Here is a 19899-nt window from a genome sequence, read left to right on the forward strand (position 1 = left end):
TAGATAAAACGTTGAGAATTTACAACCCTGGCGCACAGTCAGGGTTTTATACTGAAACTAAAAAAGTTAAAATTTACACAGAATTAGATATAGCGCAAAGTGGCAAAATTATCAATCTTCCATCCTCTAACTACTTGGCGTTATAGTCTTAATTTGTTAGTCAGCAACAAGACCTAATTATGGTTCGAGAACTTGAGCGCAAACGTCAGGGTGCAACGTTTCCAGAATCTGCTCCAGCAGCCAATCCTGTATTTTTTAGAACCTACAGCCGCCGTACAGAGGCAGGTTTAAGGGAAAGTTATGATCAGGTGTGCGATCGCACTCTTAAAGGCTTAGTTGAATTAGGCAAACTCACCCCCGAAGAAGCTGCCCTTTTAGACAAAATGCAGCGCAACATGAAATCCCTACCCAGTGGTCGCTGGATGTGGGTTGGTGGCACAGACTGGTTAACCAAACCCAAAAACTTCTCCGGCGCTTATAACTGCACCTCTACCAACTTGGTAGACTGGAAAGCCTTCGGTTTAATGATGGACTTGGCCATGATGGGCTGTGGTACAGGTGCTATCATCGAACCACAGTATATTAATCAACTGCCATCTATCCGTAATCGCCTAAATATCACCATCACAGGTGAAATTGGCAGCACTCCTAAAGAACAGCGTCGTGAATTTACACAAACCGATATAGAAGCTAACACCGCGACTATCCACGTTGGAGACAGTCGGGAAGGTTGGGTAAAATCCTATCAAACCCTTTTAGAACTTTCCAGCGATGAACGCTTTACAGGTGATGTGGAAGTCATTGTTGATATTAGCGACGTGCGCCAATCTGGGGAAACCCTCAAAGGCTTTGGCGGTATGGCTAACCCTGTAAAATTACCGGGATTGTATCAGCGTTGTGCCTCTATTCTCAATAAGGCTTTAGGTAGACAATTAAATTCAGTTGAATGCTGTTTGTTAATTGATGAAGCGGCTGTAACAATTGTTGCTGGCAATATTCGTCGCTGTCTTCCTGAAGATGCCCTAGTGCATACCTCCAAAGGCCTTGTACCTATTCGTGATGTGCAAGTGGGTGATTTAGTACAAACTCCTTTAGGATTTCGTCGAGTAGTTGATAAATTCGACCAAGGATTTCAGGATGTCTACGAAATTGAAACTAATGCAACTTACCCTAGAGCAACTTTAAACCACAGACAAGCAGTTTTATTAGATGCTAAAGGTGAAATTAACTGGAAATCAGTTGCAAGTCTAGGGGAAGGCGATCGCCTGCTTCATAACACACAAATTTTACCTGGTACAGTTACCCATCTTCCTTCTGACTTTACAGAATCTAGGCCTTCCCAAAGCCGAACAAGCAAGGATTTGATTGTTCCTGAACTCACATCTGAAGTAGCTTGGCTAATTGGATTGACTCACGGTGATGGCTATGTTGCCCTTGGTCGTAATAAGCATGATAAGCCCTATGGCCGTGTTGAATGGTCAATGAATAGCTTACAGATTGACCAAACAGCAAGAATTCAAGCCAAAATAGATTCTGCTTTAGCTTTATTTGGATTAACTGCTACTCACAGCATTACCAAAGGTGAAAATACTGCCAAGTCAATTTGTTCTTCCATCCGACTGGCTGAATACTTCCATAGCTACATTAAACAGCCTAATGTTCCCTTGGTAATTCCTAGTTTTATTTTGCAAGGTTCAGTAGATATTAGGGCTGCTTACTTAGCTGGATTAATGGACAGTGATGGAGCAGTAAATAATCGGCCTCCCTATCTAGTTACATCAGTTTATCGCTCGTTTATTAGACAAGTTGGTGCTGTTTTATCTAGCTTAGGCATTGCTGCTAGAACAACTACTACCCGTCCTGAAAAGCAGGAATGGCAAGTTAAGTACAGCCTGACAATACCAGCCCTTAAACAGTCTTATAACGCCCTAATTGCGCCCCATTCAGTGAAGGGAGAACTGCGTCAGGGACTCAAAATGTATGGTTTTACTGTTCCTGGTGCAATTATGCGCGAGGCTTATACCTACAGCGAAATGCGAGAAATGGGCTTCCAAGGTTCTCGCACCGTTGATGCCAATTATGAACGCTATATCGCTGAAGCTGATATCTCACTAGATATTCCTGTCACAGTCAAAGGTTTAGGCAGTTACGATCATGTTCAAACTTATGACATTGAAGTGGAAGAAGCCCATTGTTTTTACTGCGACGGTTATCTGACGCATAATTCAGCGGGTATGCGTCAATTCGTTGCAGAAGATCAACAAGGAGCAATAGCAAAAGATAACCTATGGCAACAAGACGCTGAAGGCAACTGGCGTATAGATCCAGAACGTGATTCTTTGCGAATGGCCAACCATACAAGGGTATTTCACCGCAAACCAACCTTAGAAGAATCCATTGCAGCCGTTCAAAAGCAATATTATAGCGGTGAAGGTGCAATTCAATGGGCAGGTGAAGCTGTCGCTAGAGCGAACATTGATTTACTAACTACACCAGAACTGAAGACTGAGTTTCTGCAAGCTTACGAGCAAGGAAAAGCCAAAGAATGGATACAAGAACATCACCCAGAAATTGATGCTCAAGAATTAGAACATCGTTTGGGTAGATATGGTTTAAATCCTTGTCATGCAGGTGATACCTTAGTATCTACTAATCAGGGATTAGTACCTATTAAAGATTTAGTTGGTAAACCATTTCAAGCTTTAGTTGACTTGCGTTCTGTAGGATTAGATGGAGTCAAATTAACTGATGCGATCGCCTTTCCCACAGGAGTACAAACAACTTATATAATTACCCTAGCAAATGGCCAGCAAATGAGATGTACTGCTGACCATCAACATTTTACCAATCACGGATGGGTAGCAACAAAAGATTTAACATCTGAGCATCATATCTATATCCAAAAAGGTGCAGGATCTTTTGGTGAGGGTACAATCACCGTTGAACAAGCGCAAATGCTGGGGTGGTGGTATGGAGACGGTTATAATGTCATCATCAAACCACAAAAACATGGTAGAAAAGAATCTCACTTTGCTAAAGGCTTTGTTTTCAATCCACAAGAATATGATTATGCTTACCCAGTAGTCGGTGGAGCAATCAAATCTATTACTGGCGTAGAATATGTCAGAAACCTCCACAAAGGAGTATATGAGTTTAGAACTCAATCACCTTTATTAGAGGAGTTTTTTGGAAACTTAGAAATTGAAAATAAAGACATACTCCCATTTAAATTTCTTACCCAATCTCAAGACGTATTAATTGGATTTGTCCAAGGAATTTTTAGTGCAGATGGTACTGTTGAAAAAAGCTGTCGTCGCATTAAATTGGTTAACAAGTCAAAAGCCCTATTGCAACAAATTCAATTAATTCTTTTGCAATTAGGAATTTTAAGCACAGTGCGTTGTGCAAAAAAACCAGGTTACAGAGGAGTTGTTTACACCACTGCTGATGGTACTCAAAAAATTAGTGCTGATAATGGCTCTTATGCTCTTTGTATCCATTCCTTTGGTTACAAGCTATTTCATCAGTTAATAGGTTTTCCACTGTCACCAGCCAAAGAACAAAGACTAGCAGAATGGGATGCTAAACCTTTGCCAAGTTACACATCAGCAACAATTAATTCCTGCTTTACTACTCAGGTTAATACTGTTGAAGAGTTTGGAGAAGAACCTGTTTATGATCTTCATGTTCCTCTGACTCATTCCTTCATTGCTAATGGTTGTATTACTCACAATTGTGGAGAAATCATAGGTGCAGATTTTCACTGCGTAAGTGGTGATACCTTACTCATCACTAAAGATGGAATGCACAAAATTCAGGATATTGTCGATTCTGAAGTTGAAATTTGGAACGGTAAAAACTGGAGTCAAGTTCAACCATTTAAAACTGGTAGTTCTCGCGTTCTCTATCGCGTGCGCTTTGGAGATGGTTCTTATGTAGATGCAACTGAGTATCACCGCTTCTTTGTTAAAGATAGATTTGGCAAGAATTACAAAGAAGTTGAAACAAAAGACTTGATGGATACCAGTTATTATGCTATCCACACAGAACCCTTTACAATTCAGTACGAAGATGGATTAAATGTTGATCTCAACTATGCCTACACTTTAGGAGTAGCTGTAGGAGATGGAACAACAGATCAAAAAGATCATGCCAAAGTTAGGCTTTATGAAAAGAAAGCTGCTTTAAATCTCTCAGGAAATAAATCTCCTATCCGAGATTACGATTACTTACCAACTTTTACAGATGTTACAGATTTAGGTTTTTCTGGAGAATTTCTCAAAAGCCTAAAAACAAATCCAGAAACACTAAATGTTATAGCTGGTTGGAATCGTCCAGCAATTTTGCATTTTATCGCTGGTTTAGCAGATACAGACGGCTCAAATACACAAAGCAACGGCATCAGAATATATATCTCTGACTATGATCGAGCTTATCGAGTTCAGTTACTACTAACTAAATGCGGTATTCGTTCATCTGTCAATCTTTGCGCTCATAAAGGGGCAGTCACTAACTATGGAATCAGAAGTAGAGATTTATACTACTTGCAAATAACTGACTGTGGCGAAATTCCTTGTCAGCGTTTGGACGTGAGCAAAGGCACAAATGCCAAATATAAAGGTAAATGGCAAGTTGTAAAAAGTGTTGAACAATTACCAGGATTACATGATACTTACTGCTTTAATGAGCCGGAATATCATAAAGGTGTTTTTGGTAATACCTTAACCGGAAACTGCAACTTGTCTGAGGTACACTTAAACCAACTCGACCCCGACAACTACAAAGAACAAGAAGAAGCATTTACAGCAGGTGCTTTGTCAGTAGCCGCATTGTTAAATCACCACTTCCAAGAACCCCGCTATCAATACAGTCGGGAACTTGATCCCATTGTCGGCGTTTCCTTTACTGGTTTATTTGACTTCTTCGTTCATGCTTTTGGTGTGGACTGGTTGCGCTGGTGGGAACAAGGTAGACCTGAAACCCCGGAAGGACTGATATTCAAACGTGGTGAGCAAAAATATCTCAGCAGATGGAGAGAGATAGTCCATAAAGCTGTTTGGGAATATTGCGACAAGCACGGAATTAAACGCCCTAACCGTTGTACTACGGTGCAACCCAGCGGGACAAAATCCCTTTTAACAGGTGCTAGTTCCGGTTGGCATCCCCCCAAAGCCCAGAGATTTATTCGTCGCATCACCTTCCGTAAAAATGACCCAGTGGCATTGGCTTGTATAGATTATGGCTACAATGTCATACCCTCTCAATCTGACAAAGATGAAAACGGTAACTTACTCAATGATCCTTTTGATCCCCGTTGTACAGAATGGCTTGTAGAAATACCCGTCGCTGTATCTTGGGCAGATTTACCCGATGCCGATGTAATTGATGTGTCTAAATTCTCTGTATTGGCACAATTAGATTTTGTTATGCAGGTGCAGAAATTCTACACAACCCATAACACTTCAGCAACTTTAGAATTACGTTCTGAGGAGGTTGAACCTTTGGGAACACGCATCTATGAAGCCATTCAAAATGATGAAGGTTACATTTCTGCGGCTTTATTAGCGCGGTTTGATGACATTCAAACATTCCCTCGTTTACCCTTTGAACCCATAGACAAAGGTACATATCAGCGTTTGTCTGCTGAAGTCAAAGCACGAAGAAAAACAGATGATTTCTGTGGGGCTTTAAGTCGTTATGATTTGGGAGAATTAACAGAGGCAGGACCTAGCGGTTGCGACTCTGATAAATGTATGTTTCCTGATCAACAACCAAGTTCATAAGTGATGGGGTGATTGGTGATTGGTGATTGGTGATTGGTGATTGGTGATTGGTGATTGGGAAGAATTTTTTACCCATGACCCATGACCCATGACCCATGACCCATGACCGGAAATCTCTGTCCGAGTTAAGATTAATTAAAAAATAGTAATTTTTATCGCAATACCAGTAGACATTTAAATGTTAATTGATGAATTGTCACTGAGGATTATAAAGATTAACAAGATGAAAAATATATATACAAAATTAGAAATTATAGTACATTTGTTATTAACCACATTCCACAAGGTTAAATAAATCATGCAAGCAGCTTTACATATCTCAACTCAAGTTTTACCAGGACAAAAGATAGAAATTCAAGTTCCAGACGCTGCAATTGGTGATACCGTCGAAGTATTTGTTATTTTGCCTCAAAAGCCTGAATCAAAACGAGGTTCTGTCCTAGATTTAATAGAACAAATTCGGAGTAAACAACAATTTAGGAGTGCTGAAGATATAGATAAACAACTCCAAGAAGAAAGAGAATCATGGGAAAATTAATACTATAGCAATCCTAAATAAGATATGAACACCTCTTTTTCTCTACCTCTGCGCTCTCTGCGTCTCTGCGGTTCGTTTTAAAAACTCCGTTCATAAATCACATAGGATTGCTATACCTGCTTCTGGATCAATTTATATATTCATGCAGCTACAGCTTTATCTGCTAATTGTAGCCAGTTTTTAACTAACGATCAAGGTTTTCGTAATGTTCCCGGTTTACCTGTTATTATCCTCAATGAAATCTTAGCATCTTGAATATATTTAAATACAGAGTATTACAGATAAATTTTAAAGCGATGAATAAGAAATTTAGGTTGACTTTTTGCGATTTGACCAGACACGTAGGGGTTTAGCAATGCTAAACCCAGAATCTAAAATTATCTCAACTCACGACGAGTTTTTTAGCAAGATGCTTTCTACGTAATTTAGCAGCACCAAAGCAAATACCTAATGTTGCTAGTCCCACAGTAGAGTTAAGCTCAAAGGGAACAGCCGCAGAGACAGGAGTAAATGTTGTTGATCTGGCAAAATTGGCATAGACAAAGTCTCCATTTTGACCTTGACCTTGTAATAAGTCAAAGAAACCCCCATTAGGCACAGAGGACACAGAGAGAATAAAAATCTTTAATTGGTTTTATATTCAATTACATGAGTGGAACTAACCCATTCACCTTTTTCGTTGTAGGTACGAATTAAGCGTTGACGTTCATTTTCTCTGACTAACCAACCTGCTTCCACAAAAAACGGTTTTCTCAGTTGCAGTTGCAAAGGAACATTACTAGAAGTTCCATCGGGTAATAATAAAATTTGTCGAATCTCTCTTTCTTTTTCAAAAATGAGTTTATTTCCTGATATTTTTGCTGTTGAAGTAATTACTTGAGATGGCAAAGATAATTTTTGTTCTAAATATCCATTACCTATTTCTTGAATTTCTAATGAAGTAGAACATACTTCAGATGAACTCATGTCTGAATAACTTGTATAAGCCTTGCCTTCCCAATTACCAATTAACTGTTCTACAGTCAGTTGTGGACGTTCGTAAGCATCTGTAGAACTGCGGAATTCTCTGATTAGAGTTAAACTAATAAAGTTGCCTTGTTTATCATATAATTGTACTAAACGCGATCGCCTATCATTATCTACAAAACCATATTCGGCTCCAAATTCTGTAAAAGGTGCTAATTGCAATGTTCCTTTAGCAAAAGCTCCTGTGCTAAAAAAGATATTATGTCTGCCTATAGAACGATATTCCTGTTGATAATCTTGAGTAGGAGGAGTATCGTAATCACTAGAATCAAAACGACGTAATCTAAAAAGTACAGCTTGATGATTATCAAAAGCTTCTAAATTTAAAATACTAGGAGTAGAATCTAGTATTTCACCATCAGGAGAAATTTTAGTAAATGAACCACGCCATTCACCTAAATTTTTGAGAAAGTTTTCCCAGTTACTTGCTATCATTGAATTGTTAATTAAAGTAATTTACTTAGTTGAGTGCTGGCTAATAATCAATGTTAATGATATTGGTGATAACTTGACTAATGATCATCATACAACCAAATATTATCAAATCTGCTACTAGTACAACACGGCGTAAATAAACCGACCATTTTCAATCGCCAAAGAGCCTATACTGTCTTAATTTTAACTTTTAACTTTTGACTTTTGACTTCCGCAAAGCGGTACTAGTTGTTTCTTTGTCAGAATCTGTTAAGATTGATGAGGAATTAATAATTTTTAACAGCAATACTGGGAGAGTCTAATGTTTATTACTGAACTGTCACCCCTATTTAAAGAATTTACTCAGAATCCAGTGTCATTTATGGGTGGGTTTGTCTCCGGTGTACTCCGACTCAACCTAGCAGATGATCCTGTTAAAACCTGGTTAGATAAACATATCACTTCTGGCGGTTTCTCGAATCCTGGTACTCCAGCACAGAATGGTAAATCATCTGGTCCTCAACAAATTTCTATTGATTAATTTTGTTCAAACCGTTAACTGCAAATTGTTAACGGTTAATAAAAATGTAATTATTCAGCTATAGCAATCGTTCATATCCAGATCGCCGACTTCTTTGATTTATTGTGTGCATAAATGATACATTGATCTCAGAAGTCGGGGATCTTGTTGTTCATAATTTAGGAAGCGTTTCCTAAGAAAACATTATCTTTTGCAAAAGTTCAGGAATTTGAGCAGGATATTCAGCTACAGGAACTTGTGCTGCTTGGAAAGCGGCTAATTTATGTTGTGTAGTCCCGAAATTAGGATCACGTTTGACAACGGTTGCTAAATTTCCTGTCTGATGCCAATATTTGCTGGGTGGTGCGTGTCTACCTGCAATATAAGCAATAACTGGTTTATCAATAGCTTCAGTTATGTATCGTGCAGCAGCTTCCTCACTCTCTCCTCCTGGTTGGCCAACTAAAACAATTGCTTCTGTGGTTTCATCCTCATCAAGAATTTGTAACCATTGAGGGAAGGAAGAACCAACAATAGCATCGCTACCAATACTGACACTAATTGACTGACCCAAACCAGCTTTGGTTAATTCCCAAGCGACTTCATAAGTAAGAGTGCTGCTACGGCTGACAATTCCTACAGAACCAGGAGTATAAAATTCACTGGGTTGAGTTCCCAAGAGAATTTTACCAGGAACAATAATGCCAGGACTATTTGGTCCAACGATCAAAGTTTCACCAGTTTCTGTTTTACGGAGTAATGTCACCATATCCAATGGTGGTACACCAGCAGAAATAATAATTATTTGTCTAATATTAGAGGCGATCGCTTCTAAGGCCGCATCTAAAACTTGGTAAGGATGTACACAAATAATTGTCGTATCAATTTGCCCAAATTTTGATATTGCTTCCTCTACTAAATCAAATACTGGCAGATCGTAGATTTGTTGTCCACCACATCCAGGAGCAACACCAGCTACCACATTAGTACCATAAGCTTTCATTTGAGCAACATGAGTTGCGGAAATAAATTCACAAAAACCCTGAATTAAAACTTTACTATCTGGTGTTAAATTCATAAAATTTTGTCATTGGTCATTGGCTATTCAACTGATAACTTATACTACTTTTTGGCAGTAGGTAACTTAGCCAGACGGACGGCTTGTGTTACGGCCTCTTCTAAATTTTCTACTACTATTAGCGTCTCACCTTCGGGTTTGAGTGTAGCTAAATATTTTCTAGCGTCATCAAAATCAGAACCAGTAAGACGGACAACCAAGCGGGGTAAATGTTTGCAATGATGTTTACTACCATTAGACAGATAAGATTTGAGTTCTTTTGGGTCTATTTGGGTAAAATTGGTAATGACTTCCGACATTTGGGAAACTTGAGGAATAAAGCCCAAAAAGTTAATCAGAATTACTTGAATGCTTTTTTCAGCAGCTAAAACTTTTAAACCTGTTTCTAGGCGATCGCAAAAAGTTGTTGGTGAAGTATCAGTCAAAAAAGAATGTCGTAAATTTAGCGATATACCAGGTTTACCACCTGCATTCACCACCGCATCCAAAGTTGTTAACAGAGAACCAGTACCATTGCCTAATATGCCGATTTTTCCCTGTATTTCTAACTCATCCCCATTACCCAAGAAGTTGTTAATCTTGCTATTTTTATGACGGCTCATCATTTTTGCAGTCATATCAGCTATTTTGGGATGTCGGTTAATTGCTCTTTCATTCACTCTAACTTTACCATTAAGTGCCATAACCTGGCCAGAAGCACTGACAGCCAGAGGGTTTATCTCTACTAAATCCAGGTCTTTCTGCACAAATAACTGATACATTTTTTCCACAATATCGCTTACCGATTGCATTAGCGCACCCTGTAAGCCCATTTTTAATCCCAGTCGTCTAGCATAAAATGGCGAAAATTCCTGTTCTACAACCACATATTGCATTTTCTCCCCTGGCGATTCCCAATCAATATCTGGTTCTTTGCAACCTAAAAGCACTGGACGGCATAAGGCTGTATCTAAAACTACAGCCAGATAATATTCATCCTTAGCATCATATTTAGTTTCTGCCAGTAACACTTCTGGCAATTCGCCCCAAATTGGTAAATTAAAGATATTTTGGGCAGCGGCGATCGCATCAATGGTAGTTTCTACAATCCTCACTCCACCAGCTTTCGCCCTTTCATCTGCGTGTACTTGCGATTTGAGAACAATCGGATAGCGAATTTTTAGGCGTTTTAAGTCTGTAGGATGGTCAATTCGTTGAGATGGTAAGACGGGAATGCCCATCTTGTCAAACCATTCTTTAACTTGGTACTCCAATAAATCCATTGACACACACCTTGTATTAACAATTCAAAAGCTAAACTCAAATAATGTATAATTGTTTATACATCACTTAGATGAGATAATCACGCTTTGGTCGGCTAGAAAATTTATTTAGCACGAATCAATTTTATCGGATTCGGCAATAGTCACACATTCATTTTTATCACCCCAATCGCTGCTATTTGGCTGATTAGACCTATTGATTTTTCCTGATCAACTTTATATGTTAAAAAATTACTAGAATTTTATTGTATATTTTTCCTTAAATAATTTATACTCGCATTGAGATCGTCTAATAGTATAAAAAAGCAGAATCCCAAACCATCGCCACTCCCTTGCCGTCTGGTGACAGACGGAATTTTTGTGAAAAAGCCGTTCGTGGGAATGGGAAACTGGAGTTCGTAAAATTATGTATCCTTATGTAACAAAGTCCATCTCTTTATTTCATCTGCTCCAAGATAATAAAAACTATAAAACTATATAGAACATTAGCAGTAGCCATTATGAAAGTAACCTTCCAAAAAGAAGATATTCAGCTTCTAGCCAGTATTTTACAGGAACAATTACTACTGGAACTTCCCTCTGCACCAGTTATCCAGGTGAAATGCGCTATCCAAAATGACGAACTGATGATTTTGACGCAACATCCTCCAGGTGTAACGGTTGATACAGAAAAAATATTTACTATCCTTGAGGAATCGCTCCAATGGCAATCTCAATACCATCATGAAAGGGTGCAGTTTTATGTCAGGGTTTCCGGAGAAAAACTACCTTATGCTAAACATTCAATCATTATCGAAGCGAAGGGAATACAGGAAGATCATTACATTTCTTTATCGGAAGCAAGCAATGCTTCCCATCCAGGTACTCCTAAAAACCAGCTAATTTTTCCACCGCTGGAAATTCCCGGACTTTCAGCTACGGGAACAGACAAGAATATCTCAGATAATTCATTTAGTTCAATCATAGATGATCATCTTCCTACAGATACTTCATTTAGTTCGCTAACAGACAATAATATTGCAGACAATCGATTTTCTTCCCAGGAAGACGAAGAAATATCAGATAATTCATTTGGCTCAGATAATTCATTTAGCTCAGATACTTTATTTAGCTCAGATAATTCATTTAGCTCAGATACTACATTTAGTTCAAATAATTCATTTATTGATGATAGGAAAAATGAATTACTAGAGGAAGAAAAGTTTGACCCTTTTGCCGGTGGACAAAACTTATCAAAGAAAAAGTCATTATCATTACCATCTTTACCACCTATACCTATCCTATTAGGTGGAGTATTGGGAGTGGCTGTTTTTTTTGGAGGTGGTGTTTTTTTTCTGAGTCGTGCTTGTGTAATTGGCACGTGTCAAGCATTAAATACTGCTGAACAATTCCAAGATGAATCTCAGCAATTACTCCGCCGAGCTAAATCTCAACAAGAACTATTAGGATTACAACAACAACTAGATCAAGCTATTTCTGATCTCCAAGTAATTCCTCAATGGTCGCCTCGTTATCAGCCCGCTCAAGAATTGACATTAAGTTTTTCTGAACGGTCAACTAAAATTAAGCAAGTAGTCAAAGCTTTAGAAACAGCATCTGCAGCAGAGCAAAAAACTCAAACTCCCGCAGCTAGTTTAGATGAAATTCGCAACAGACAAACGTTATGGCGACAAGCAATTACACCTTTAGAATCTATCAAACCCAACCATGAACTTTATGCTTTAGTACAGACAAATTTACCTAAATATAAAAGCAATTTACAGGCGATAAATCAGCAGTTACTGGATGAAGAAGCATGGCAGAAGAAGTTGGCTACAGCCAAAAACGTTGCTGAATCAGCTAATAATCGCCAAATTAATGCTAAATCTGGTAATGACTGGCAAAGGGTACAGTTTGCTTGGCAAGAGGTTGTCAATAATTTGAAAAGTATCCCCAAAACCAGCACAGCATACCAGGAAGCACAAAGCCTGTTAGTGGATTATCAACCGAGATTTACATTGGCACGCAACATCTCTAAAAGAGAAATTGCCGCAGCAAAAATTTATCAGCAAGCTGTTAATTTTGCGAGTCAGGCTAAAAAGTATGAAGCACAAAATCAATGGCAAGCAGCAGTAGCATCTTGGCAACAAGCTTTGCAAACGGCTAAACAGATATCGGCAGATACTTCCAACTACAGCCAAGCACAGTTACTCATCCAACCTTATTCCAGTGCTTTAACACAAGCACAAACAAAACAGCAGCTATACGGCAACTTGACACAAACTCGCGCTGATTTAGGAAAGACCTGTGTTAATGGGATGCGGTTCTGCACTTTTACAATTGAAGATCAAGGTATTATTGTCCGTTTAACCCCACAGTATGAAAAAGCATTACAAAATGGTAATCCTGATATCCAAAGTCATTTACAAACTTTGCAACAGGCTTTAGGAGTAATTAGCGAAAATGCGAACCTAGCCGTATTTCTCTACAATTCCCAAGGGGAAGAACGGTATATGAAAAGGCCAGAATAATTCAACAACCCAAATGATTTTGTAGTGCTTGGCGCATGATAGTTACAGGTATTTCTTCTTGTTGCAACCAGATTTTTAATGCTGCTGCACCTTGTTGAACTAGCATTTCTAAGCCATCAATGGTAATAGCGCCTTGTTTTTCTGCCAGTTGTAAAAATTTTGTCGGTTTGGGAATGTAGATTAAATCATAAGTAATGGCATCTAAAGGTAATTTTGCCATTTCCTCTGCACTCAAAGGTGATTGTTCAACATGGGGATACATTCCCACAGGAGTTGTATTTACTAACAAATTTGCTTGGGTAATTAACTTTGGTAATTCTGACCAAGAATGTACTTCAAATTTATTGGCAAAAGGTGAATTTTCCCAACTGTGGCTAAATTCTTTTAACTTAGATAAATTGCGTCCTACTACATGAATTTCTGCCAAACCTAGCTGCACACAACCAGCAACAACCGCCCTGGCTGCACCTCCATTCCCTAAAATTACTGCCTTTTTTTGAGTCCAATCTTGTTGGTATGTAGTTTGCAAAGGGGCAATAAACCCTTCTACATCCGTGTTTGTTCCCACCCATTTATCATCTTGACGAATGACAGTATTGACCGCACCGATAGCCTGGGCAATGGGAGAAATTTCTGATAATAAAGGTAATATTGCCTGTTTATGAGGAATTGTGACACTAAAACCAACAACACTAATAGCGGCAAAACCTGCGATCGCAGTTTCCAAATTTTCTGGTGCAATAGGAAAAGGTAGATAAACACAATCTAACCCCAATTTACTCAATGCTGCATTGTGCATCATCGGTGAAAGGGAATGTTCTACAGGATGTCCAATCACTCCTAAAAATTTGGTTTTTCCAGTGATATTTTGGCAATAATTATGATCTTGGTTATTCATGATTCAGTCGAGTATGGGTTTAAATCCTGTAAATTCTGATTTAGACAATAATAAATTAGGATCTAATGTACCAATTTTCTGATAAAATCAGAAATTCGACTCCTTTAACATAGATTAATGTATGAGCAAGGGAACTCTGTTTGACAAAGTTTGGGACTTACACACTGTTGGTACATTACCATCAGGATTAACACAACTATTTATTGGACTACATCTTATTCATGAAGTTACCAGTCCCCAAGCCTTTGCTATGCTCAAGGAACGGGATTTAAAAGTATTATTTCCAGAACGGACAATAGCCACAGTTGATCATATAGTCCCTACAGAAAACCAAGCCCGTCCCTTTGTGGATAGCATGGCAGAAGAAATGATCCAGGCATTAGAAAAGAGTTGTCAAGAAAATGACATAACTTTTTACAATATTGGTTCAGGAAATCAAGGTATAGTCCACGTCATCGCGCCGGAATTGGGACTAACTCAACCGGGAATGACCATCGCTTGCGGAGATAGCCATACATCAAGTCATGGTGCTTTTGGAGCGATCGCCTTTGGGATTGGTACAAGCCAAGTTAGAGACGTACTCGCCTCTCAAACCCTATCATTATCTAAACTCAAAGTCCGCAAAATCGAAGTTAACGGTAACTTAAAACCCGGAGTTTACGCCAAAGACGTAATATTACATATCATCCGTACATTAGGCGTAAAAGGTGGCGTAGGCTACGCTTACGAATTTGCAGGTACAACCTTTGCTCAGATGAACATGGAAGAGCGGATGACTGTTTGTAACATGGCCATCGAAGGTGGTGCCAGATGCGGATATGTCAACCCTGACCAAATTACCTACGATTACCTAAAAAATAGAGACTTCGCCCCCAAAGGTGCAGACTGGGAAAAAGCCCTGGCTTGGTGGGAATCCCTCAGTAGTCATGCTGATGCCGAATATGATGATGTAGTAGTATTTAATGCCGGAGATATTCCCCCCACCGTTACATGGGGAATTACACCAGGTCAAGGAATAGGCGTAGATGAAAAAGTCCCTACAGCCGCAGAACTCCTAGAAGAAGACCGCTTCATAGCCGAAGAAGCTTATGGCTACATGGATCTATATCCAGGTCAACCCATTCAAGGCACAAAAATTGATGTCTGCTTCATCGGTAGCTGCACCAACGGACGCATTAGTGACCTCCGAGAAGCCGCCAAAATCGCCCAAGGTCGCCAAGTCGCAGAGGGTGTGAAAGCCTTCGTCGTTCCCGGTTCAGAAAGAGTCAAAAAAGAAGCCGAAGCCGAAGGACTAGATAAAATCTTCGTTGCAGCAGGTTTCGAGTGGAGAGAACCAGGATGTTCGATGTGTTTAGCCATGAACCCCGACAAACTTCAAGGTAGACAAATCAGCGCCTCCTCCTCCAACCGCAACTTCAAAGGTAGACAAGGCTCATCATCCGGTCGTACCCTCCTCATGAGTCCCGCCATGGTAGCCACAGCAGCCATCAAAGGCGAAATCGCCGACGTGCGCGAACTGCTATAACCCCACCCCCAAACCCTCCCCGCAAGCGAGGCTACCGTGTACACACATCTTTCAAGAAATTCGGATTTGTAGAAAGTGATTTTCCGTAACCCTTGATATTCCGTTAGTAATTCTCGATAAAGTTTGTTTATTGAGAATACATGAAAAATCGCAAAGCCTTATTTAGTAAGGAATCTAGGACTTGTGTGTACACCGTAGGCAAGCGAGGAGGGGAGTGAAAAAAAGGCTAGGCTAGAAACCTGTCCTATAGGAAAAAAGCAAAAAACAAAGACAAATAAATCAAATGGTACCACCAGAATATGATTTTGATATTGCAAAATTTTGTGGTTTGAAGGGAGGAGAAATGTTGTCTCATGCCTACCAAGCAGTATGCGAAGGGAAACAACTCATTGAATATAATTACAACGCATTAGATTACCAAAGTGTTTCCATTGAATTAGCATCTAAACGTAAAAATGAGTTTCAATTTTGCATACAAGCTGTAATTTTATTTCAAGTAAGTATGGAAGCCATTATTAATCAAGTAATCACTACAAAACCAGAAATCCAGAAATTTATAGAAGATTCCTTGAAAAAGAAAAAGAAATGGTATGATGCGACATTTAAAGATAAATGGTGTAAAACACTTGAAAAACAAAAGATTGAATTAGAAAATTTTGAAAAATACCATGAAAATATTTATCGGACTTTAAGAAATAATGTAGTTCATCCCAGGCATAGATATTCAGGTGAAAAGCCTGAGAAACTTATTTTTTCGGCTGATAAATTTATTTTCTCAAATGTTTATTCTGGGTTTAAAAATGGATGGTTAGCATTTGCATCTTTATCTCAAGCAGTTGGATATCCGCATGATAATAACTCTTGGGATATTTATTGTGATATCTGTCATCTGCCAAAATCATTGGTTCCCGAAGAATATCCTAATTTGACCGAAAAATCAAACTTCTTTTTAAACGAATATATGAATCATATAGCAACGATAAATAATATCCGATCTGAAATCTCTCTGTAATCAATTTGGTAGATTTTTAGAGTTAAAATGTCCTTTGTGCCTTCGTGGTTCATTAATCTTATGCTAAGTGAAGTAAAACAAATATCTGGTAACGCCGTTCCCCTCATCGGTAACGACATAGACACAGACAGAATTATACCTGCTCGCTACTTAAAAGCCATCACCTTTGACGGCTTAGGAGAAGGCGTGTTTGTTGACGACAGAAAAGCCTTAAATGGTGAACACCCTTTTGATCAAAGCCAATATCAAGGCGCAAAAATCCTCATAGTTAACCGCAACTTTGGCTGTGGTTCATCAAGAGAACACGCACCTCAAGCCCTTGCAAAATGGGGAATCAAAGCCCTCATCGGTGAAAGCTTTGCGGAAATCTTCTTTGGTAACTGCGTCGCCATGGGGATACCATGCGTAACTGCTGACGCGGAAATAGTCAAACAACTGCAAGAAATAGCGATCGCTAAACCCCAAGCATCCTATACCATAGATGTGGAAAAATTGCAAGTAGCTACTGGAGATTTTACTGCCCCAGTGGTGATGGGTGAAGGGACAAGAATCGCTTTTGTTGCTGGAACTTGGGACGCTTGCGGACAGTTAGTAGCCAATGCAGAACAGGTAAAAGCCACAGCAGCAAAATTACCTTATATTGCTTGGGGTAATTTAGCCGCTAGTTAGTATATATAGAGACGTTTCCTTTAACGTCTCTACAATCAGGGAATTTATTATATGAAAGCAATTAATTATTGGTTAATGAAGTCAGAACCATCTGTTTATAGTATTACTGATTTACAACAGCAAGGTGAGACAATTTGGGACGGTGTGCGTAATTATCAAGCGCGGAATTTTATGAGACAAATGCAAATAGGAGATTTAGCATTTTTCTATCATTCTAATGCTGAACCTCCAGGGATTTTTGGCTTAATGCAGATAGTTGAAACAGGTATTGCTGACCCGACACAATTTGATGTAAATAGTAAATATTATGATGATAAATCAACTCCTGAATCACCACGTTGGCAAACTGTAAAGGTGCAATTTGTCAAGGTATTTTCTCAGCCTATTTCTTTATCTATACTCAAAGAAAAATTTAGTGGTGATGAATTGTTGGTGGTTAAAAAAGGGAATCGCTTATCAGTAATACCCGTGTTGGAAACAGTAGCACAAAAAATTTTAGACCTGAGTTAACTGATTATATACGGAGTATTGATGCCTACAGATAGGGGTTTAGCAGTGCTAAACCCTTACTCAAAATTATTTCTTATGTTTGGGTAGTGCTTGCAGTAATTCCGACATAGATGCAAGCAGTACCTTCACAAACCAAGCCATTGCAATAATCACTGCTACGGACACACCTCCATAGGTGAGTATAGGTATTAACTCTCCTGCATTTGGTGGTATGGGAGTATTTGTAGAATTAGCAGCTATCAGCCGATTTTCCACTTTTTCTGGTGTGTCCAGCGTATTTTGAACAATGGTACTAGATGACTGATCTTTAACAGTCGGAAATTGTGGCTGGAAAATTCCAGTCTTATTGGCAGGTTTTTGGATCATAATGATGGGTGAACTTTTTTATTGGATTACCCTGGCTTCTGAACAAAGCTAGGGAATTTTTTTGTGTATCGTCCGGTAAGTCTTTGAGACTATGTTTAGTTGCGCTGCATTTTGTCTAAAAGGGCAGCTTCTTCGGGGGTGAGTTTGCCTAATTCAACTAAGCCTTTAAGAGTGCGATTCCTACGGAGCGCTTCGCTATCGCACACCTGATCATAACTTTCCCTTAAACCTGCCTCTGTACGGCGGCTGTAGGTTATAAAAAATACAGGATTGGCTGCTGGAGCAGATTCTGGAAACGTTGCACCCTGACGTTTGCGCTCAAGTTCTCGAACCATAATAAGGTCTTGTTGCTGAATGAATTACGAACTAAGAATATAACCCCAATTGGTTTAGTATGGAAGATTGCTAAATTTCTCACTTTGCACTATTTAATTAATTCGTATAAATTAGAACTAAAATAAAAAATGTCACTAGCACCTTGGCGTAGTCTTATCACTCGCGCTTTACACAAAAACCGCAGTCTTGTTTATTCCCGTTATCTGCAACTAGCAACGGTGCGAGAAAATGGTTTACCTGCTAACCGCACTGTAGTATTTCGTGGTTTTCTTGAAGATACAAACCAGCTAAAATTCATCACCGATATTCGTAGTGCAAAAGCTGAACAAATATCAAAACAACCAGCAGCAGAAATTTGTTGGTATTTCCCCAACACCAGAGAACAATTTCGTATTAGTGGAAATTTGATTTTAATTACTGCTAATTCTCATCCACATCTACAACCAGCGAGGATGAAAATGTGGCAAGAATTAAGTGATGCAGCACGTTTACAATTTGCTTGGCCTGATCCGGGTGAGATGAGAGTAAGAACACCAGAAGCGTTTACACCACCAGCACCAGATCCTATAGAACCAGTAGAAAATTTTTGTTTATTATTACTTGAACCTACAGAAGTAGATCATTTAGAATTGCGGGGTGAACCACAAAATAGAACCTTTTATCAAATTGATGAAAATCAAGAATGGTATTATCAAGAAATTAATCCTTAAACATTAAGGAAGAATTTCCACAATTGTACCTTTTTTAACCCATTGATATAATTCATCTACATCTTTATTTTTTAAAGACGGACAGCCTAAAGTCCAGTTATTTCGTGCATCAATCATTTCATCTCCACCCGCAGGTACACCATGAATACCCACTTCACCACCAATAGGAATATTCCAAGCTAATTCACCATTGATTTTAGCTTGAAAATGCTTTCTCCAAGATTGATTATTAGGATAATTCAACCACATAAATTTTGACCATTGGGGATGCGGATAAAGGTCTTTAATTTGCAAAATACCTTCTGGGGTTTTTTTGTCACCTTCTCCTCGTTTATCCCCTGTGGGGTTAGCACCAAAAACAACTGGATAAGACTTTATTGGTTTGAGTTCGTAATAAATTGTCAACCTATGTTTAGACTTTTCAATTAAAATAGAGGTTTTCTGTTTATTGATGGGTTGTGTAATTAGTTTTTCTATGGGTTGGTCATAATTTAATAATTCATCTCCAATTATAGGATTATGTATTTTTTGTTCAGTTTGGCAATTGGAAATACATAAAACTTCAGGAATTGCAGTAACTGGAAATATTAAACCTGTTCTTAATAGCAACCCATAAAATACAGAACCAGTAACAAAAAACAAAATAATGTTTAATAGGATTCTCTGTTGTTTGAGATATTTGGTTATTGATTCTGTATTCATGATTTGTATATAGGACTCATATTTGAATTTTGAAAAAATC

The 19899-nt window shown here is 38.7% G+C and carries 16 protein-coding genes and 1 pseudogene; 9 read left to right on the top strand and 8 right to left on the bottom strand.

Features of this window, described 5'->3' with window-relative positions:
* Nucleotides 1–179: 179 nt before the first annotated feature.
* Together nrdJ and VB694_RS04770 are read left to right on the top strand one after the other, a co-directional pair.
* On the top strand, nt 180–5783 hold the full coding sequence (gene nrdJ / locus VB694_RS04765) for a ribonucleoside-triphosphate reductase, adenosylcobalamin-dependent (RefSeq protein WP_323359162.1): 5604 nt from the start codon (nt 180–182) through the stop codon (nt 5781–5783).
* A gap of 298 nt (nt 5784–6081) precedes the next feature.
* Nucleotides 6082–6321 (top strand): hypothetical protein, encoded by a 240-nt coding sequence (locus VB694_RS04770; protein ID WP_323359163.1) that lies wholly within the window; start codon nt 6082–6084, stop codon nt 6319–6321.
* Between the two features lie 382 nt (nt 6322–6703).
* Here VB694_RS04770 and VB694_RS04775 read toward each other — a convergent pair whose 3' ends face one another.
* Both VB694_RS04775 and VB694_RS04780 read right to left on the bottom strand, forming a co-directional pair.
* Nucleotides 6704–6928, bottom strand: coding sequence for a hypothetical protein (locus VB694_RS04775; protein ID WP_323359164.1), 225 nt, complete (start codon nt 6926–6928; stop codon nt 6704–6706).
* A gap of 17 nt (nt 6929–6945) precedes the next feature.
* Nucleotides 6946–7782, bottom strand: coding sequence for a DUF3598 family protein (locus VB694_RS04780; protein ID WP_323359165.1), 837 nt, complete (start codon nt 7780–7782; stop codon nt 6946–6948).
* 301 nt (nt 7783–8083) lie between these two features.
* Between VB694_RS04780 and VB694_RS04785 the strand changes: the two genes are divergently transcribed.
* A complete protein-coding gene (locus VB694_RS04785) occupies nt 8084–8302 on the top strand; it encodes a hypothetical protein (RefSeq protein WP_323359166.1) in 219 nt (72 codons plus the stop codon).
* 172 nt (nt 8303–8474) lie between these two features.
* Here VB694_RS04785 and VB694_RS04790 read toward each other — a convergent pair whose 3' ends face one another.
* Together VB694_RS04790 and VB694_RS04795 are read right to left on the bottom strand one after the other, a co-directional pair.
* Nucleotides 8475–9359 carry a CoA-binding protein gene (locus tag VB694_RS04790; protein WP_323359167.1) on the bottom strand — a complete coding sequence of 295 codons (885 nt, stop codon included), beginning with the start codon at nt 9357–9359 and terminating at the stop codon, nt 8475–8477.
* Nucleotides 9360–9403: 44 nt separating this feature from the next.
* Nucleotides 9404–10621, bottom strand: coding sequence for a succinate--CoA ligase subunit beta (locus VB694_RS04795; RefSeq protein ID WP_323359168.1), 1218 nt, complete (start codon nt 10619–10621; stop codon nt 9404–9406).
* A gap of 500 nt (nt 10622–11121) precedes the next feature.
* Here VB694_RS04795 and VB694_RS04800 point away from each other — a divergent pair, with 500 nt between their 5' ends.
* Nucleotides 11122–13131, top strand: a complete 2010-nt coding sequence (locus tag VB694_RS04800) for a hypothetical protein (protein WP_323359169.1) — start codon at nt 11122–11124, stop codon at nt 13129–13131.
* A 1-nt stretch (nt 13132) separates the two neighbouring features.
* On the opposite strand, the gene VB694_RS04805 is transcribed toward VB694_RS04800, so the two are convergent.
* Nucleotides 13133–14029 (bottom strand): shikimate dehydrogenase, encoded by an 897-nt coding sequence (locus VB694_RS04805; protein WP_323359170.1) that lies wholly within the window; start codon nt 14027–14029, stop codon nt 13133–13135.
* Between the two features lie 121 nt (nt 14030–14150).
* Between VB694_RS04805 and leuC the strand changes: the two genes are divergently transcribed.
* From leuC to VB694_RS04825, 4 genes are all read left to right on the top strand, one after another.
* On the top strand, nt 14151–15554 hold the full coding sequence (gene leuC / locus VB694_RS04810; protein WP_323359171.1) for a 3-isopropylmalate dehydratase large subunit: 1404 nt from the start codon (nt 14151–14153) through the stop codon (nt 15552–15554).
* Nucleotides 15555–15837: 283 nt separating this feature from the next.
* The gene (locus VB694_RS04815) at nt 15838–16566 is read left to right on the top strand and encodes a hypothetical protein (RefSeq protein WP_323359172.1); all 729 of its coding nucleotides are present in this window, start codon (nt 15838–15840) and stop codon (nt 16564–16566) included.
* 60 nt (nt 16567–16626) lie between these two features.
* On the top strand, nt 16627–17235 hold the full coding sequence (leuD, locus tag VB694_RS04820) for a 3-isopropylmalate dehydratase small subunit (protein ID WP_323359173.1): 609 nt from the start codon (nt 16627–16629) through the stop codon (nt 17233–17235).
* A 51-nt stretch (nt 17236–17286) separates the two neighbouring features.
* Nucleotides 17287–17745: an EVE domain-containing protein gene (locus VB694_RS04825; protein WP_323359174.1), complete on the top strand. Its 459-nt coding sequence runs from the start codon at nt 17287–17289 to the stop codon at nt 17743–17745.
* Between the two features lie 66 nt (nt 17746–17811).
* Here VB694_RS04825 and VB694_RS04830 read toward each other — a convergent pair whose 3' ends face one another.
* A complete protein-coding gene (locus VB694_RS04830) occupies nt 17812–18111 on the bottom strand; it encodes a hypothetical protein (protein ID WP_323359175.1) in 300 nt (99 codons plus the stop codon).
* Nucleotides 18112–18209: 98 nt separating this feature from the next.
* Nucleotides 18210–18446: pseudogene (locus tag VB694_RS04835) on the bottom strand (hypothetical protein); the annotation flags it as partial.
* Between the two features lie 129 nt (nt 18447–18575).
* On the opposite strand from VB694_RS04835, the gene VB694_RS04840 reads away from it, so the two are divergent.
* Complete coding sequence (locus VB694_RS04840; RefSeq protein WP_323359177.1) at nt 18576–19157, top strand: Npun_F5749 family FMN-dependent PPOX-type flavoprotein; 582 nt, start codon at nt 18576–18578, stop codon at nt 19155–19157.
* Between the two features lie 3 nt (nt 19158–19160).
* Here the strand turns inward: VB694_RS04840 and VB694_RS04845 are convergent, their stop codons facing one another.
* Complete coding sequence (locus VB694_RS04845; RefSeq protein ID WP_323359178.1) at nt 19161–19859, bottom strand: L,D-transpeptidase; 699 nt, start codon at nt 19857–19859, stop codon at nt 19161–19163.
* Nucleotides 19860–19899 lie beyond the last annotated feature (40 nt).

Origin of the sequence: Anabaena sp. UHCC 0451 (genome assembly GCF_034931405.1) — a bacterium.
Lineage (GTDB): Bacteria > Cyanobacteriota > Cyanobacteriia > Cyanobacteriales > Nostocaceae > RDYJ01.

Coding starts and splice junctions, on each gene's coding strand:
- leuD (WP_323359173.1), top strand. CDS start 16,627: ATGCTAAGTGAAGTAAAACAAATATCTGGTAACGCCGTTCCCCTCATC.
- VB694_RS04790 (WP_323359167.1), bottom strand. CDS start 9,359: ATGAATTTAACACCAGATAGTAAAGTTTTAATTCAGGGTTTTTGTGAA.
- VB694_RS04845 (WP_323359178.1), bottom strand. CDS start 19,859: ATGAATACAGAATCAATAACCAAATATCTCAAACAACAGAGAATCCTA.
- VB694_RS04815 (WP_323359172.1), top strand. CDS start 15,838: ATGGTACCACCAGAATATGATTTTGATATTGCAAAATTTTGTGGTTTG.
- VB694_RS04770 (WP_323359163.1), top strand. CDS start 6,082: ATGCAAGCAGCTTTACATATCTCAACTCAAGTTTTACCAGGACAAAAG.
- VB694_RS04780 (WP_323359165.1), bottom strand. CDS start 7,782: ATGATAGCAAGTAACTGGGAAAACTTTCTCAAAAATTTAGGTGAATGG.
- VB694_RS04785 (WP_323359166.1), top strand. CDS start 8,084: ATGTTTATTACTGAACTGTCACCCCTATTTAAAGAATTTACTCAGAAT.
- VB694_RS04840 (WP_323359177.1), top strand. CDS start 18,576: ATGTCACTAGCACCTTGGCGTAGTCTTATCACTCGCGCTTTACACAAA.
- VB694_RS04830 (WP_323359175.1), bottom strand. CDS start 18,111: ATGATCCAAAAACCTGCCAATAAGACTGGAATTTTCCAGCCACAATTT.
- VB694_RS04825 (WP_323359174.1), top strand. CDS start 17,287: ATGAAAGCAATTAATTATTGGTTAATGAAGTCAGAACCATCTGTTTAT.
- nrdJ (WP_323359162.1), top strand. CDS start 180: ATGGTTCGAGAACTTGAGCGCAAACGTCAGGGTGCAACGTTTCCAGAA.
- VB694_RS04805 (WP_323359170.1), bottom strand. CDS start 14,029: ATGAATAACCAAGATCATAATTATTGCCAAAATATCACTGGAAAAACC.
- leuC (WP_323359171.1), top strand. CDS start 14,151: ATGAGCAAGGGAACTCTGTTTGACAAAGTTTGGGACTTACACACTGTT.
- VB694_RS04800 (WP_323359169.1), top strand. CDS start 11,122: ATGAAAGTAACCTTCCAAAAAGAAGATATTCAGCTTCTAGCCAGTATT.
- VB694_RS04795 (WP_323359168.1), bottom strand. CDS start 10,621: ATGGATTTATTGGAGTACCAAGTTAAAGAATGGTTTGACAAGATGGGC.